Raw genomic sequence first — 15,269 nt, 5'->3', positions numbered from 1 at the left:
TTAAACTTCTTGAAGCAAGCTAACTTTACTGTCTTTATTTTGCTATAATTAGTGACAAGGCTGATGAAAAAATGAGATGGTTAACTTATGGAATACGAATTTATACATGATGCAATAACGGGTGATGCAAAAGCGCGATTTTCCTTAGAGCATGAGGTAATAGGCCCATGGATTGAAGTCGAATTAGGAAGTGATCACACCAAATTAAAGCACCTGTTAACAGTGATTGATGATATTGAAAAGGGTTCTCAAAATGAGGTTGTTATTACTGGGCATGAATATACAATATCAATCAATCAAGATGATGTTGAAATACATACTAATGCAAGCCTAGATGGCATAGAGTCATTACCCGAAATGTTAACAACGGAACACATTCACTTTGATGAAAGTGAAGGAGCTGCTTGCGGCATTGATGATTTTAAAAAATTATTAGTTTCATGGGCAAAATTTAACAAAAATCTATAACGATGATTTTTAACGCATTTAAAGGTAATAAGACAATATTTTAGCTTATATAGCGCCATTAATTTGAAGAATAGTTTCTGGTAATTCTTCTTTCTTTATTCCTAAAATAGAAAGTATCGGCTTTTCTAAATAAGGCCAGTCAGAAGATGCTTCATCTAGATTCTTTAATGATACTACATGTTCAGCTAGCTTTAATATCGCAAATAAATCTTGCTCTGGTGAGCCATTTATTTTATCTAAATAATCTCTTTCGTGGTGTTGCAATATTATTTGGCATACATCTTTTGGTAAACGCCATGAGCTAGCCACATAATAGCCTAAAATAGCGTGATTCACCTGAAAATGTTGCTCTTCTAACGTGATTAATGATAAGTCAGAAGTCAATGTTAATTGCTCTACAACCGCTTGATAGTTAGTGTGTTTCATGGCCATCACTGGAATACCGCAATCATGGAACAATCCTAAACTAGAGAGTTTATCCATCGCAATATTTTGTTTGAATCTTTTCCCTATAGCTACAGTAGCATTAGAAATGTCTGTTGTGGTACGCCAAAAATCTTCTAGATTAATACTACAATTTTTAGGATCAAAACTTTTTTTGATGAGGCTGTTCGTGATCAGCATTACTACGCCATAAATACCGATATATTTTACTGACATTTTGATATCAGTAATGGTTCTATCTAATCCATATAATGGCGAGTTAACTGCTTTTAAAATGGCAGCACTAACCGCAATATCTTGGCTAATACAATCGGCAATAGCATTGATGTTAGGGTAGGGGTCGGCCATTAATTTTAAAAGGTTAAGAAGTAATTGAGGCTGTGCAGGAACCGCAAAGCCTTTGCTAATATCATCTAAAACATTTTGATCAACAATAAGCATAACAAGAATAGTAATGTAAATTTAAAAGAGTGGTAAATTCTAAAGCATATTAATGATAATTACTTAATAATATTAATATTAATAAGTAAATTTGTTAAAGTTTATCTTTATATTGCATATTTTTAAGGTTTTTATGAAAAATTGCGCAATTTTAACAATGGAAAACCTGTCTGACTTTGAGTGTTATGACAGTTTACTTGATAAACCTTTAGCACAGCGAGGCTGGCAAACTCAACTAGTGTCATGGCGTAGTGAAAATGTAGACTGGCAACAATTTGACGCTGTTATTATTCGAAGTCCATGGGATTATCAAGATGATGCTAGTTCTTTTATTTCGGTATTAGAAGAGATTGAGCTTTCAAGTACCGTCTTACAGAATTCGTTAGCTACTGTTCGTTGGAATATTGACAAAATATATTTAAAATCACTCGCCGAACAACAAGTCAATATTGTGCCAACTTTGTGGAGGAGTAACTTTTCAGCTAAAGACATCCTTAGTTTTTTTGACTACTTTAATTGTCAACAAATTGTGATAAAACCAAGAGTAAGTGCTAATGCAGATAATACTTTTTGGCTAAAAAAAGAAAGCTTTGAAACGGTTTTAAGTCAACTGGAAGCTATTTTTTCACAAGCTGAGTTTATGGTTCAACCATTTATGAATAGTGTCATTGAGGAGGGCGAGTTTTCATTATTTTATTTTGATGGCGAGTATAGCCATGCTATTTTAAAAACGCCAAAATCCGATGATTTTAGAGTGCAAGAAGAGCATGGTGGGCAGTTACAATCAATAGCTCCTGAGAAATCGCTATTAGCACAAGCGCAATATACTTTAACTGCGATTACCAAGTTAACAGGAGAGATCCCTTTATATGCACGTATAGATTTTGTTCGAGATAATAATTCTAAGGTAGGGTTTGCTTTAATGGAAGCTGAGTTAATAGAACCTTCACTTTACTTTAATATGGATAAAAATTCAGCGGATAGCTTTGCGGGGGCTTTTGTTAAACGGATGAGAGAAACTAGCTAAAATAGATGATTAATTCTTATGTATAATGCCCTTAAATATTATATTTATGGGCATTATATTTATTTTACAGCATACTTATAATTTACATAGCAAAGTAGCTAACGTGTTATATAAATCATTGTTGTGAAAAAAAGTATAATTACCGCATTAAATATTAAAATATATGTAAAACCTTTAATACCTTCTTTTAAGCTATAGCCATGGTTATCGAGGTACCACCACCAAATAGCACTCATGAGAATAGGTAATATAAAGAAAAATTTAATCATGTTAATGTCCTGATGAATTAGTTGTAAGCCCAGATTTCTTTGTTTTTATTGGTTTAACCACTTCATGCCAGGGAGCTACTTTCAAAAGCATTAACATACCGGGCACAGCTAATGCGGTACATAGAAAATAAAATTGAGTCCAACCTATTTGTTCAACAATAAAACCTGTTGTGGCATTAGCAAATGTTCGAGGCAGTACAGCTAATGCCGTAAAAAGAGCTATTTGTGTAGCCGCAAAAGCAGGGTTGGTTGTACGTGCTATAAAAGCGGTAAAAGCCGCAGTGCCTAAACCTACACCTAAATATTCAAACCCCATTGCTATGGCTAAAGCATAATTATTATGACCAATTTCAGCAAGGGCAGCAAACCCAAGAATACTTGCTATTTGGACAAAACCAAACAACCACAAGGCACGATTTATACTGACCTTTATCATGACAAGACCACCCACAACTATACCGACTGTCATAGCAATGAGTGAGGATGTTTTAGCGATAACACCAATTTCTGTTTTACTAAATCCCATATCAATAAAAAATGGCGTTTGTAGGGCTGTGGCCATATTGTCCCCTAATTTATATAACACTAAAAAGGCGAGTGTATAGCAGGCTGGTTTAAAGCCATTACTTTGTATAAAGTCTTTAAAAGGTAGAATAACTGCATCTTTTAAGGATTTAGGGGCGCTTTGCTCAGTATCTAATTCTTTAATAAATAAGGTTAATAAAACACCGACAACCATAAATGCAGCAACAATCATAAAAACAGATTGCCAACTAATATGATCGGCAAGGATAAAGGCTAATGAGCCAGGTACAAGGCCAGATAAACGATATGCTTGAACATGGATCGAGTTTCCAAGACCTAATTCATTATCAGGGAGTAATTCTCGTCTATATGCATCTAAGACAATATCTTGACTAGCACTAAAAAAAGCTACTGCGGCAGCCAAGTAGGCGACAGACCAAATATTGGCTACGGGGTTTAGCCAACCAAAAGCAGCGATTGAACCAAGTAATAATAGCTGTGTTGCTAGCATCCAACTTCGTCTTCTACCAAGGCCGCCTAACGAATAACGATCTATCAAGGGAGACCAAATAAATTTCCATACATAGGGAATGCCTATTAAAGAAAATAAGCCTATTTCTGCTAAACTAACGCCTTGATCACGAAGCCAACCAGGTACTAATTGATAAAGTACAAATAAAGGTAAGCCAGAGCTAAAACCTGTAAAAATACAAATTAGCATACGCTTGTTTAAAATAGCTTGTTTAAACGATGTATTCGACATTAATTACTACTGTGTAAAATTGATTATACAAGCTTATCAGACAGTTGAGCTGAGCAGAAGAACATTAATATGATTAAGCTCAATGTTGATTAAGCAATAGGCCGCCAGCCGATACAATCAATAGGATAACTACCAACACCATTAAAAAAATCAAGGCAGGTGTTAATTTCACTTTTAAAGAATAAATCATCTTTTAAAGCTTGCGCACCATTGACACTTATTTCATGAACTAAATGCCAAAAAACACGTTCTTGCGCGCTACTCGGTGTTTCATCTACTACATTTAACAAAGTCCATTCACTCATAGTATCTATAATAAAATTATCTAATTCAGTATAGTGAATAGTCCTGTTGATAACGGCGTTAACATACGCCACCATTTGTATTACTTTAGCATTGATAAATTGCTCAATTATCATGAAGGACCCCATGAAGACATCCTTGCTTCCCGAAAAATTTAATGGATGAAACTTATAAGTTGTCATGCTCGACAACGAAGGATTAAAAGAATTAAGTATATACATTTATTAATGTTAAAGGTTTTTTTGTCAAAAAAAACTAGCTATTATTTTTAATAAATATGTAACATTATATTAATTCATTATAGAACGAAGCAATTTTTTAGCTAGTTAACAAGAAAACATTCATACGTTAAAGCGACCTTATGACGCTATTACTTGAGTGTCTTTTAGGTCATTACTCCGCGGGTAACAGTGTTGCCTTAATTAACATTACAGGCTTTACTGGTACATTTTCCCAACCGACAGCTTCGTTATATTCAGTTTTTACCTTAGCTATCGCTTCCAGTACTTCTTCACCTTCCATAATCATACCAAAAACAGCATATCCCCAACGTCTACCGGGATCTAAGTTAGAGTTGTCATTAATATTAAAGAAGAATTGTCTGTTGGCTGTATGCGGTCTATTTTCTTTTGCCATAGCGATCGTGCCTACTTCATTTTTTAAACCATTACCTGATTCGTTAATAATGTCGCCGTTCGTTTTTTTAGGAACAAAGTCAACATCATAGCCACCACCTTGTACTATAAAGTCTTCGACAATACGATGAAAAATAGTATTGTTGTATTCACCGGTAACAACATAAGTTAAAAAATTATCAACAGTTATTGGTGCTTTAACACGATCTAGTTCAATAACAATTATTCCCATTGTAGTTTCTAATTTCACTTTTGGGTAAATATTGGTTGGATCAATGGCAAGGTTTTTAGAGAAGGTTACTGCACTAAATAAAGTCAAACTAAGTAGCAGTGCACGGGTAAATGTATGAGTAGTCATTAAGTTATAAAACATTCGCATTGTATGAATTCCTCTAAGGGAGTTATATTAAAAAATCATTGATTTTTTGATTTGCTATAATCTGCTGTAATAATTTGGCTAAACGTTCATTAAAATTACGTTCTAATACGGCAATATCAGCCTTGAATGGCCCATCACTATTACCACGGTTTTTAAAGGTACTCGTGAGTGTTTCCGAGCCATTATTCACGATCACTTTTAATATGATTTCTGTTTGTACTTTATATTCGAAGGTTGCTTGTTCAACATTGATAATCGCTTTATCAATACTGATATTAATGTTGTTAATAGCATTATTGTTCAGTGTTAAATGTTGCTTTTTCCAATGTTCGGTTAAAGTATCTTGAATCGTATTTTCAAGCCTTTCTTGAGCTGAAACGAGTATAGCTGCTTTACCCTCTCGCATAATTTGCACGATATGATTTGACGTGCGCATGTCGACAACATCAAGCTGAGCTTTTTTATTGCTTTGCACAGTATTCGATACGTTCATTATTTCAGGGGCAATAATTATGTGGCTAGGAACATTGGCACATCCATATAACCCTAATAAAAGTAGACATGCCGTAACTTGATGGATAACAGTATTAAATTTCATGAGAGGTCGTCGCTTTTCTTGTTAATCAATTTTTTGCAATGAGTCATTATTTTCAACATCAGTATATAGACTAGAGTATCATATCGGACTATCGCTTTATTGCCGATTGTGTAACAAATTTATCATTACTGGCAATTAGCTTTTCATTACCAAAAATCCGTTTTAGTTTTATATGATATGCCAATTGCCTATTACCAATAATGCGTAACTCTCCTCCTTTTTTCAATACTCTATGGCTATCTTTGAACATTTGCCATGCAATATGGTCTGTCGTCGCGGCTTGCTGATGAAAAGGTGGATTACATAAAATTAAGTCAACACTATTACTTTCAACATTGCTTAAACAGTCATTGAGCTGAAACTGACAATGCGTGATTAAATTAGGTAAGTTATTACTAATATTTTCTCTGGCAGATGTTATTGCCATATGAGATTCATCAAAAAACTGTATTTTTGCGCTAGGTTGTTGAGCTAATATGCTTAAACCGATAACGCCATTACCGCAACCTAAGTCTATTACTTCACTATTTTCTGCTACACAGGGTAAGTTCTCAATAAAATATCGAGCCCCTATATCGAGTTTTTCTCGTGAATACACATTGGCATGATTACTAATAGTAAAATCACAATTTAGCGCTTTATTCGGGAGTGGCCATATCGTTGGAAAAGGTGATTTATGCTTTTGTTTTTGATCAAATTGACAAAACACTAAACGGGCTTTTTTTACCGCAAGCGAGGTTGTTGTTGTACCTAAATATTTTTCAAATAATTTCAGTGTCGAACTATGAATATCTTTTGCACGATCAGCTGCAATAAAGATAGGTTTTTGTCCTGTTACATTTTGATCAACACTATCCTTAATCATGATTAATTGTTCTATTAACAACGATTTACTTTTAGGTATTTTAAATAGAATAACCTCAATATCTTGAGGAAGAGTGTCTAAACAATTCAGTTGCGTGATATTGTTATTACTCAATGAATTTTGCTCAATATTACAAGCAATTCCTTGGCTGCTAATATAGGAGTCATTAACACAATAGACATCTGGGTTATTTGGTTGAGTGATACTCGTCGTTTTGGGAAGGCAAAAGTGTGTCGTTAATGCACCAAAAGCATCATTAAAAATGACTATGCGAGATTTTTCAGAGAACAGTTGTTCAGTATTAATATAATTGAGTAAATATTCATCAGCAGCATCCCATGCTTGTAAACTGCGATTTACTTGGGCTAATGGAAAACGAACCAGTGTTAATTGTTTATCATGAAGAAAAAAAGGGCTAAGCATTTTAAAAGTAATGTTGGAGAGAAATTAATATGAGTTATTGTGACATATCCGCAAGCGACTTCAAAATATACTTGTTTAAATGTTGCTTCATCCCCATAAAAGTAACTAAAATAAAAAAAGATTTAATAAAAAATTAAATAGATTAATAATACCAAACTAAATTTACTGTTAAATTTTTACTTTTGTCTCCTTGTTTATGGCATATAGAATTTAATCGACTAAAATTATTAGTACACCTTTCATTTTCTCGAGAATAATAATGTTTATAGCTACCGTCATTGAAGAAAAAATTCTCTCTGCTTTTTCCCCGTTACACTTAGATGTAATTAACGAAAGCAATAATCACAATGTACCGCCAGGAAGTGAGTCACACTTTAAAGTGACAATCGTTTCTAATAAGTTTGAGGGAGAACGCTTAATTAAGCGTCATCGCGCAATTAACTCTTTATTAGCTGAAGAGCTAGCAGGAAAAATACACGCACTTGCACTACATACATATACAGAAAAAGAGTGGCATGATTATTATGCTGACAATACGCCGTTGTCACCGAACTGTTTAGGTGGAGGTAAGTAATTTAACCACTTATTACTTCTTTTTTTAACTGCTCGTACCTCTTTGAGTTATTAGCAAGGTACAATAGCGGAAAATTCTCATACTATCGTGGTGTAATATGAGAATAAATTTATTCTTTATAAAAGTAATTTAAAAGGTTTTCTTATGGTTATCAAACCAAAAATTCGTGGTTTTATTTGTACTAATGCTCACCCAGTAGGCTGTGAAGCACATGTTAACGAACAAATTTCTTATGTTAAAAATCAATCATTTAGTGATAACGGTCCTAAAAACGTTTTAGTTATTGGTGCATCTACTGGCTATGGTTTGGCTTCTCGTATCACTGCAACATTTGGTCATAATGCTAGTACATTAGGTATATTCTTTGAAAAGCCACCAACAGAAAAGAAAACAGGCTCAGCAGGTTGGTATAATACTGCCGCTTTTCAAAAAGCAGCAGACGACGCAGGAATTTATTCTAAAAATATTAATGGTGATGCTTTTTCTCACGAAATTAAAGCGCAAGCAATTGAAACAATTAAAGCTGATTTAGGTAAAATCGATTTAGTTATATACTCATTAGCATCTCCACGTAGAACTGATCCTGATACGGGTGAAGTATACTCTTCTACTTTAAAACCAATTGGTGAAAGTGTTACCACCCGAAACTTAAATACTTCTAAACGCATTATTGATTCAGTTTCAGTAGAAGCTGCAAATGAAGAAGAAATTCAAGGTACTATCGATGTTATGGGTGGTGCTGATTGGGAGCTTTGGTTAAAGGCATTAAAAGAAGCTGATGTGTTAGCACAAGGTGTTAAAACTGTTGCTTATACTTATATTGGTAAAGAGTTAACATGGCCAATATACGGTAAAGCGACTATTGGTAAAGCAAAAGAAGATTTAGATCGCGCGGCTACAGCTATTAATGCTGCAACGGCGAGTCTTGATGGTCAAGCGCGTGTTACATCACTTAATGCAGTAGTAACGCAAGCAAGCTCAGCCATCCCAATTATGCCTTTATATATTTCAGCTATGTTTAAAGTAATGAAAGCTGATGGTACCTATGAAGGTTGTATTGAACAAATAGCTAATTTGTTTAAAGAGAATATTTATAGTAATAGTCCTCGTCTTGATGAAGAGGGACGTTTTCGTCAAAACTACAAAGAGCTAGAAGATAGCGTTCAACAACGTATAACTGACATTTGGAATACTGTAGAAACAGAGACTATTGATGATTTAACAGATTATGTTGGCTATCATCACGAATTTTTAAAATTATTCGGTTTTGATGTGGATGGGGTTGATTATGACGCAGATATCAGTCCGGAAGTCGGCATTAATAATCTGAGTTAATATCTTTTGAAATAGTGAATATTTAAAACCGATGCATGTCATCGGTTTTTTCTTTTTGAAGGACTTAATATACTCAACTATAATGAAGATAACTTAAAACTTTTTAGCTAATGATATGTCTACTTCTTTGTTTTCACATTTTTTTGAACGTAATGATAGTAATTATGTCGATTACAATAGACGTCTGTATTCTTTTTTAGGTTTTAGTTGTTTTGGCTGTATAGCACTATCATTCTTTAGCTATATTAATTATATCAATAACGATAAAGTCATTTTCTTAACTGTCTTTGTTACCCTTCTTATTTTTCTTGCTAATTTAGCGTTATTTTATTTATATAAATGCTTAGATTTAAGTTGTAATGTCATTAGTTTAAGTATTGTTATTTTTTGTATAGTATTAGTTTATCAAGGAGGAATTGATAACACTGCGCTTTATTGGACCTTCCCATTTCCGCTAGTACTTTTTGCTATGCTTGGTTATCTTTATGGGTCTATTACTAACGGATTTGTATTTGTATCCTTGTTACTTATGCTTAATAATCAGGAAATATTAATCGCGCATTATTCTGACTCAGAAGTTATTCGTTTCCTTTCTTCTTTTTTTGTCGTCAACATTCTTAGTTTTATTAACGAATATTTTCGCGAGCACAGTCATTCAGCGATGACAAATATTAATATATCTAAAGAGCAGCAAGCGAATACTGACATACTTACTAATTTACCTAATCGCCGTTTTATTGATGCCGTTTTTTTCCCTGCTAGCAAAGCGAAAGTGCCAAACAGGTTTCCTATGGTACTAATTATGGCTGATGTTGATAACTTTAAAAGCTTTAACGATCATTATGGTCATCACACCGGTGATCGTATTTTACAAAAATTAGCGCGTACAATGGAAAAGTCGATTCGTGATGAAGATATTGTTTCTCGAGTTGGGGGAGAGGAGTTTTTAATTATTTTTTCAAATACGGACTATGATACCGGCATGAAAATAGCTGAAAAAATCCGTTGTGCGGTCAGTGAAATGAAGCTAAAAGATGAAAACCAAGAGTTGAAAATAACAATGAGCCTTGGGGTAACGATTGCTCATACATATAGCGAAATTGAAAGTAAGTTAAAAGAAGCAGATGAAAAGCTCTACCAAGCAAAAAATAGTGGGCGTAATTGTATTTTTTAAAATTTAGTTAACTGACTATTTTTATGTGCCAATAGTATTAAATTAACGACTTAACGTATTTTATTGTAATCTTCATTATTAGAGAATATCCTAAAAAACTAATTGATCTGTATCATAAAACCAGCCTTTTTTATTCAATAAATGCTTAAGTAGAAGCTTTTGTTCTTTTTTTAGTCCAAAAGATACCACTATAGTCTAAATTGTAGTGAAAATTTGTTAATGGGCGTAGAATGAAAAGACTTTTTTGTGGTAATATTTGTGTCAGAAAAGTTTAACTTAGAGCCAGTGGGTCTTATTTTTTCATATGAAGGAATAAGTTCTTTACTGAAATACACTGAAATCAATTACTTATATGTCTTTTTTTGTTGGGTTATGCCAATTATTAAGGATAAATATGTCGTTGATTTTTTACTCCCATCAAAAGTAGTGCAAGTGTTTATGATTACAATAAAAAAAGGCTTAGATGTTCCTGTTAAGGGAGCTCCACAGCAGGTAATCCATGATGGTCCGTCCATCAAAACCGTTGCAACATTAGGTGAAGAGTTTGTGGGGATGCGTCCAACCATGTTTGTAAAAGTGGGTGATCGCGTTAAAAAAGGTCAAGTAATTTTTAGTGATAAAAAGAACCTTGGCGTTAAATTCACAGCTCAAGCTTCCGGTGTTGTTAAAGAAATTAACCGTGGTGAAAAACGTATTTTACAGTCAGTCGTTATCGATATTGATGGCTCTGATAAAGAAATATTTGCTAGTTACTCTGCCAATGAATTAGGTGCTATATCACGTGAGAAAGTGGTTGAAAACTTAGTTGAATCTGGTCTTTGGACTGCAATTAGAACTCGCCCATTCAGTAAGATTCCAGCAATTGATAGTACTCCTCAAGCTATCTTTGTTAGTGCGATGGATACAAATCCATTAGCTGCTAACCCTGAAGTAATTATTGCTGAGCAAGCAGAAGCTTTCCAACAAGGTTTAACGATTCTGTCTCGTTTAACTGAAGGTGAAGTTTTTGTGAATAAAGCACCAGGGGCTAATATTCCTGTTGATGCTAATGCGACTGTAACTGAATTTGCAGGTAAACATCCTGCTGGTTTAGTGGGTACGCATATTCATTTCTTAAAAGCTGTAAGTGCTGAAAGATTCGTTTGGCATGTCGGTTATCAAGATGTGATTGCTATTGCAAAATTATTTACTACAGGTGAACTTGATAACACCCGTGTTATTTCGATTGCCGGACCAGCAGCTAAAAATCCTCGTTTAATTCGCACTACTTTAGGTGCTAATACAGGTGAATTAACTGCCGGTGAAACTATTGATGGTGAAGTGCGTGTAGTCTCAGGTTCATTATTAATGGGCGCAACGGCAACAGCAGTACATAGCTATTTAGGTCGTTATCATGTGCAAGTGTCTTTGATTCTTGAAGGACGCGATAAAGAGTTTTTGGGATATATGTATCCAGGCCCAAATAAATTCTCAGTGACACGTGCTTATATGTCTCACTTCTTCCCGAAGAAGTTGTTCAACATGACAACAACCACTAACGGTAGTTCACGTGCAATGGTACCAATTGGTAATTTTGAACGTGTTATGCCATTAGATATTTTACCTACCTTGTTGCTACGTGATATTTGTTCAGGTGATACTGATAGTGCGCAACAACTAGGTGCCTTAGAGCTAGACGAAGAAGATTTAGCACTGTGTACATTTGTTTGCCCAGGCAAAACAGATTACGGTGTCATTCTTCGTGACTGTCTAACTACTATCGAGAAGGAAGGTTAGTCATGGGCTTGAAAAAGTTTATTGAAGATATAGAGCCGCATTTTGAAAAAGGCGGTAAACATGAAAAGTGGTTTGCATTATATGAAGCTGTTGCAACGGGTTTATTTACTCCTGGCTATGTAAGTAAGGGTAAAACTCACGTTCGTGATAGCATTGATTTAAAGCGTATTATGATCACAGTATGGCTTGCGGTTTTCCCAGCCATGTTTTTTGGTATGTATAACATAGGTTATCAGGCAGTTGATGCTTTGGCAGCTGGTTATTCTTTACCACAATCTTGGCAGGTTGATTTATTCAACTTTTTAGGTGGTTCATTAACAGCAAGCTCAGGCTTATTGGATATGACCTTCTATGGTGCCATGTTCTTCTTACCTATTTACGCCGTTACTTTTATTGTAGGTGGCTTCTGGGAAGTACTTTTCGCTGCAGTACGTAAGCATGAAGTGAATGAAGGTTTTTTCGTTTCTTCTATTCTTTTTGCACTAATTCTGCCGGCTAGTATTCCTTTATGGCAAGTAGCTATTGGTATTACCTTCGGTATCGTTATTGCAAAAGAAATTTTTGGTGGTACAGGTAAAAACTTCTTAAACCCTGCATTAGCGGGTCGTGCGTTTTTATTCTTTGCTTATCCTGCACAAATTTCAGGTGATGCTGTATGGGTTGCTGCTGACAGCTTCTCTGGCGCTACAATGTTAAGTGCTGCTAATCAAGGCCTTGTTGATTATTCAATTAATGCAGATTGGTGGAACGCTTTTTGGGGATTCATCCCTGGTTCTGTAGGTGAAGTATCAACTTTTGCTATCTTGCTTGGTGGTGCTTACATACTTTATAAAGGTATTGCTTCTTGGCGCATCGTTTTAGGTGTGTTCGGTGGTATGGTAATTACTTCATTAATATTCAATGCTGTTGGCAGTGATACTAATACAATGTTTGCTATGCCTTGGCATTGGCATTTAGTTATTGGTGGTTTTGCTTTTGGTATGATGTTTATGGCAACAGATCCTGTTTCAGCATCTTTTACCAATACAGGTAAATATTGGTTTGGTGCTTTAGTTGGTGTCATGGTTGTACTAGTTCGTGTAGTAAACCCTGCATTCCCAGAAGGTATGATGTTAGCTATTTTATTCGCTAATTTGTTCGCACCATTGTTTGATTACTTTGTGGTAAAAAGCAATGTTAAACGGAGGCTTGCACGTAATGTCTAGTAATAAAGAAACTCCATTAGGAACGATATTATTCGTTCTAGCGATCTGTTTAGTCTGTGCTGCTTTAGTATCTATTTCAGCAGTTGGCTTAAAAGATAAACAAGACGCAAACAAGTTACTTGATCAGCAAACTAAAGTTTTAGAAGCTGCAAAGTTAATCGAAAAAGCAAACGGCGATATTGTTGGTACATATAATAAATATGTTGATGCTAGAATGATTGACCTTGATTCAGGTGAGTTCATTGATAGTGACCCATTATTATTTGATGAGCGTCGTAATGCTCGTGATAAAGCTTTATCAATTAAACCGGAAAATGATATAGCAGGTATCAATCGTCGTTCTAATACAGCGGTTGTTTACTTAATCAAATCAGATTCAGGTTCTATTGATACTGTTGTATTACCTATCATAGGTTCTGGTTTATGGGACTTAATGTACGGTTACGTTGGCTTAGAGTCAGACTTAAATACAGTGAAAAGTGTTATTTACTCTGATCATAAGGAAACTCCAGGACTAGGTGCGGAAGTGCTTAACCCTAAATGGAAAGCCTTATGGCCAGGTAAAAAAATATATAACGACGCTGGTGAAGTTAAAGTTAAGCTAGTTAAAGGCGGTGCTAAACCTAATGATATTCACGGTGTGGATGCGTTATCAGGTGCAACCTTAACAAGTAACGGTGTTACTCATACATTACAGTTTTGGTTTGGTAAAGAAGGTTATGCTCCTTTCATTACTAAATATCGTGCAGAAGGGGTTAAATAATGTCTTCAGATGCTAAAAAAGTATTAACGGGTCCTATTGTTGACAATAACCCAATAGCATTACAAGTATTAGGTATTTGTTCTGCTTTAGCGGTAACCAGTTCGATGGCAAATGCTTTGGTTATGAGTTTAGCTGTTATTTTTGTAACGGCATTCTCTAACTTATTCATTTCTAGTATTCGTAACTATATACCTTCAAGTGTGCGTATTATCGTACAAATGGCTATTATTGCATCTTTAGTAATTGTAGTTGACCAAGTGCTTAAAGCTTTTTCGTATCAGTTATCTAAAGAACTATCGGTTTTCGTTGGTTTGATTATTACTAACTGTATTGTAATGGGGCGTGCGGAAGCATTTGCCATGAAAGAAAAACCTGTTGTGAGCTTTATCGATGGTATCGGTAACGGTCTAGGTTACGGTTTAATATTAATGCTAGTTGCTTTTTTCCGTGAATTATTTGGTTTTGGTACTTTATTTGGTATTGAAATTCTACCATTGATTCAAAATGATGGCTGGTATCAGGCGAATGGTTTATTAGTATTACCATTTAGTTCATTCTTCGTTATTGGTTTAATCATTTGGGCTATTCGCCAATGGAAACCAGAACAAGTAGAGAAGGATTAATACCATGGAACATTATATTGCATTATTAGTTAAGTCTATTTTTATTGAAAACATCGCATTAATGTTTTTCTTAGGTATGTGTACTTTCCTGGCGGTATCGAAAAAAGTAGATACGGCAATTGGTTTAGGTGTTGCTGTTGTTGTAGTACTTGGTTTGGCTGTGCCAATGAACCAAATTATCTACCAAGCAGTATTAGCACCAGGTGCACTTGATGCTGTATTAGGCATTACCGATCCAAGTGAATCGATTGATTTAAGCTTCTTATCTTTTATTACCTTTATTGGTGTAATTGCTGCCTTAGTTCAAATCTTGGAAATGGTATTAGATAAATATTTTCCTTCTTTGTATCAAGCCCTTGGTATATTTTTACCACTTATAACCGTTAACTGTGCGATTTTTGGTGCGGTATCATTTATGGTATCTAAAAACTTAACGCTTGGTGAATCAGTTGTTTATGGTATTGGCTCTGGTGTTGGTTGGGCATTAGCGATTGTTTTACTCGCTGGTATCCGCGAGAAGATGAAATACTCTGATGTACCAGACGGCTTGAAAGGTTTAGGTATCACATTTATTACTGCTGGACTAATGGCTTTTGGCTTCTTGTCTTTCGGTGGTATTTCGTTATAAATTTGGTCGGTGTAACGCAGGTTTCTATGCGTTGCACCCTTAGATAACTTT

Annotated in this window: 16 protein-coding genes; 10 read left to right on the top strand and 6 right to left on the bottom strand. The window is 34.9% G+C overall.

Features of this window, described 5'->3' with window-relative positions; genetic code table 11:
* Positions 1-87 precede the first annotated feature (87 nt).
* On the top strand, positions 88-468 hold the full coding sequence (locus Q4496_RS07035; protein ID WP_215973244.1) for a YacL family protein: 381 nt from the start codon (positions 88-90) through the stop codon (positions 466-468).
* 45 nt (positions 469-513) lie between these two features.
* Here Q4496_RS07035 and Q4496_RS07030 read toward each other — a convergent pair whose 3' ends face one another.
* Entirely contained in the window at positions 514-1,353 is an 840-nt protein-coding gene (locus Q4496_RS07030; protein WP_215973243.1) for an HDOD domain-containing protein, read from the bottom strand.
* A gap of 133 nt (positions 1,354-1,486) precedes the next feature.
* Here Q4496_RS07030 and Q4496_RS07025 point away from each other — a divergent pair, with 133 nt between their 5' ends.
* Positions 1,487-2,380 carry a RimK family alpha-L-glutamate ligase gene (locus Q4496_RS07025; RefSeq protein WP_215973242.1) on the top strand — a complete coding sequence of 298 codons (894 nt, stop codon included), beginning with the start codon at positions 1,487-1,489 and terminating at the stop codon, positions 2,378-2,380.
* Between the two features lie 270 nt (positions 2,381-2,650).
* Here Q4496_RS07025 and Q4496_RS07020 read toward each other — a convergent pair whose 3' ends face one another.
* From Q4496_RS07020 to Q4496_RS07000, 5 genes are all read right to left on the bottom strand, one after another.
* Complete coding sequence (locus Q4496_RS07020; RefSeq protein WP_215973241.1) at positions 2,651-3,937, bottom strand: AmpG family muropeptide MFS transporter; 1,287 nt, start codon at positions 3,935-3,937, stop codon at positions 2,651-2,653.
* Positions 3,938-4,026: 89 nt separating this feature from the next.
* Positions 4,027-4,368, bottom strand: a complete 342-nt coding sequence (locus tag Q4496_RS07015; protein ID WP_303495256.1) for a hypothetical protein — start codon at positions 4,366-4,368, stop codon at positions 4,027-4,029.
* A gap of 265 nt (positions 4,369-4,633) precedes the next feature.
* Positions 4,634-5,254, bottom strand: coding sequence for a peptidylprolyl isomerase (locus Q4496_RS07010; RefSeq protein WP_252727503.1), 621 nt, complete (start codon positions 5,252-5,254; stop codon positions 4,634-4,636).
* A gap of 22 nt (positions 5,255-5,276) precedes the next feature.
* Positions 5,277-5,852, bottom strand: coding sequence for a YajG family lipoprotein (locus tag Q4496_RS07005; RefSeq protein WP_215973239.1), 576 nt, complete (start codon positions 5,850-5,852; stop codon positions 5,277-5,279).
* 88 nt (positions 5,853-5,940) lie between these two features.
* Positions 5,941-7,140, bottom strand: a complete 1,200-nt coding sequence (locus Q4496_RS07000) for a methyltransferase (protein WP_215973238.1) — start codon at positions 7,138-7,140, stop codon at positions 5,941-5,943.
* A 259-nt stretch (positions 7,141-7,399) separates the two neighbouring features.
* Between Q4496_RS07000 and bolA the strand changes: the two genes are divergently transcribed.
* The 8 genes from bolA to nqrE all read left to right on the top strand — a co-directional run bounded on the left by bolA (position 7,400) and on the right by nqrE (position 15,218).
* A complete protein-coding gene (gene bolA / locus Q4496_RS06995) occupies positions 7,400-7,714 on the top strand; it encodes a transcriptional regulator BolA (protein ID WP_215973237.1) in 315 nt (104 codons plus the stop codon).
* 144 nt (positions 7,715-7,858) lie between these two features.
* Positions 7,859-9,049, top strand: a complete 1,191-nt coding sequence (fabV, locus tag Q4496_RS06990) for an enoyl-ACP reductase FabV (protein ID WP_215973236.1) — start codon at positions 7,859-7,861, stop codon at positions 9,047-9,049.
* Positions 9,050-9,164: 115 nt separating this feature from the next.
* Entirely contained in the window at positions 9,165-10,223 is a 1,059-nt protein-coding gene (locus Q4496_RS06985) for a GGDEF domain-containing protein (RefSeq protein WP_215973235.1), read from the top strand.
* Between the two features lie 438 nt (positions 10,224-10,661).
* Positions 10,662-11,999: a Na(+)-translocating NADH-quinone reductase subunit A gene (locus tag Q4496_RS06980; protein WP_215973366.1), complete on the top strand. Its 1,338-nt coding sequence runs from the start codon at positions 10,662-10,664 to the stop codon at positions 11,997-11,999.
* Between the two features lie 2 nt (positions 12,000-12,001).
* On the top strand, positions 12,002-13,204 hold the full coding sequence (locus Q4496_RS06975; RefSeq protein WP_215973234.1) for an NADH:ubiquinone reductase (Na(+)-transporting) subunit B: 1,203 nt from the start codon (positions 12,002-12,004) through the stop codon (positions 13,202-13,204).
* Entirely contained in the window at positions 13,197-13,967 is a 771-nt protein-coding gene (locus tag Q4496_RS06970) for a Na(+)-translocating NADH-quinone reductase subunit C (RefSeq protein WP_215973233.1), read from the top strand. The genes Q4496_RS06975 and Q4496_RS06970 overlap by 8 nt, the downstream gene beginning before the upstream one ends.
* The gene (locus Q4496_RS06965) at positions 13,967-14,590 is read left to right on the top strand and encodes an NADH:ubiquinone reductase (Na(+)-transporting) subunit D (RefSeq protein ID WP_215973232.1); all 624 of its coding nucleotides are present in this window, start codon (positions 13,967-13,969) and stop codon (positions 14,588-14,590) included. Before Q4496_RS06970 ends, Q4496_RS06965 begins: the two co-directional genes overlap by 1 nt.
* Positions 14,591-14,594: 4 nt before the next feature.
* Positions 14,595-15,218, top strand: coding sequence for an NADH:ubiquinone reductase (Na(+)-transporting) subunit E (gene nqrE, locus Q4496_RS06960; protein ID WP_215973231.1), 624 nt, complete (start codon positions 14,595-14,597; stop codon positions 15,216-15,218).
* Positions 15,219-15,269: the final 51 nt, after the last annotated feature.

This window comes from Colwellia sp. 5_MG-2023 (assembly GCF_030547795.1).
Taxonomy (GTDB): Bacteria; Pseudomonadota; Gammaproteobacteria; order Enterobacterales; family Alteromonadaceae; genus Colwellia.
Note: the sequence above shows the minus strand (reverse complement) of the source record. Positions and strands in the feature narration are given on the sequence as shown.

Bases quoted from the DNA above. Each gene is read 5' to 3' on its own strand.
- Q4496_RS07035 (WP_215973244.1), top strand. From the start codon at position 88: ATGGAATACGAATTTATACATGATGCAATAACGGGTGATGCAAAAGCG.
- Q4496_RS07030 (WP_215973243.1), bottom strand. From the start codon at position 1,353: ATGCTTATTGTTGATCAAAATGTTTTAGATGATATTAGCAAAGGCTTT.
- Q4496_RS07025 (WP_215973242.1), top strand. From the start codon at position 1,487: ATGAAAAATTGCGCAATTTTAACAATGGAAAACCTGTCTGACTTTGAG.
- Q4496_RS07020 (WP_215973241.1), bottom strand. From the start codon at position 3,937: ATGTCGAATACATCGTTTAAACAAGCTATTTTAAACAAGCGTATGCTA.
- Q4496_RS07015 (WP_303495256.1), bottom strand. From the start codon at position 4,368: ATGGGGTCCTTCATGATAATTGAGCAATTTATCAATGCTAAAGTAATA.
- Q4496_RS07010 (WP_252727503.1), bottom strand. From the start codon at position 5,254: ATGCGAATGTTTTATAACTTAATGACTACTCATACATTTACCCGTGCA.
- Q4496_RS07005 (WP_215973239.1), bottom strand. From the start codon at position 5,852: ATGAAATTTAATACTGTTATCCATCAAGTTACGGCATGTCTACTTTTA.
- Q4496_RS07000 (WP_215973238.1), bottom strand. From the start codon at position 7,140: ATGCTTAGCCCTTTTTTTCTTCATGATAAACAATTAACACTGGTTCGT.
- bolA (WP_215973237.1), top strand. From the start codon at position 7,400: ATGTTTATAGCTACCGTCATTGAAGAAAAAATTCTCTCTGCTTTTTCC.
- fabV (WP_215973236.1), top strand. From the start codon at position 7,859: ATGGTTATCAAACCAAAAATTCGTGGTTTTATTTGTACTAATGCTCAC.
- Q4496_RS06985 (WP_215973235.1), top strand. From the start codon at position 9,165: ATGTCTACTTCTTTGTTTTCACATTTTTTTGAACGTAATGATAGTAAT.
- Q4496_RS06980 (WP_215973366.1), top strand. From the start codon at position 10,662: ATGATTACAATAAAAAAAGGCTTAGATGTTCCTGTTAAGGGAGCTCCA.
- Q4496_RS06975 (WP_215973234.1), top strand. From the start codon at position 12,002: ATGGGCTTGAAAAAGTTTATTGAAGATATAGAGCCGCATTTTGAAAAA.
- Q4496_RS06970 (WP_215973233.1), top strand. From the start codon at position 13,197: ATGTCTAGTAATAAAGAAACTCCATTAGGAACGATATTATTCGTTCTA.
- Q4496_RS06965 (WP_215973232.1), top strand. From the start codon at position 13,967: ATGTCTTCAGATGCTAAAAAAGTATTAACGGGTCCTATTGTTGACAAT.
- nqrE (WP_215973231.1), top strand. From the start codon at position 14,595: ATGGAACATTATATTGCATTATTAGTTAAGTCTATTTTTATTGAAAAC.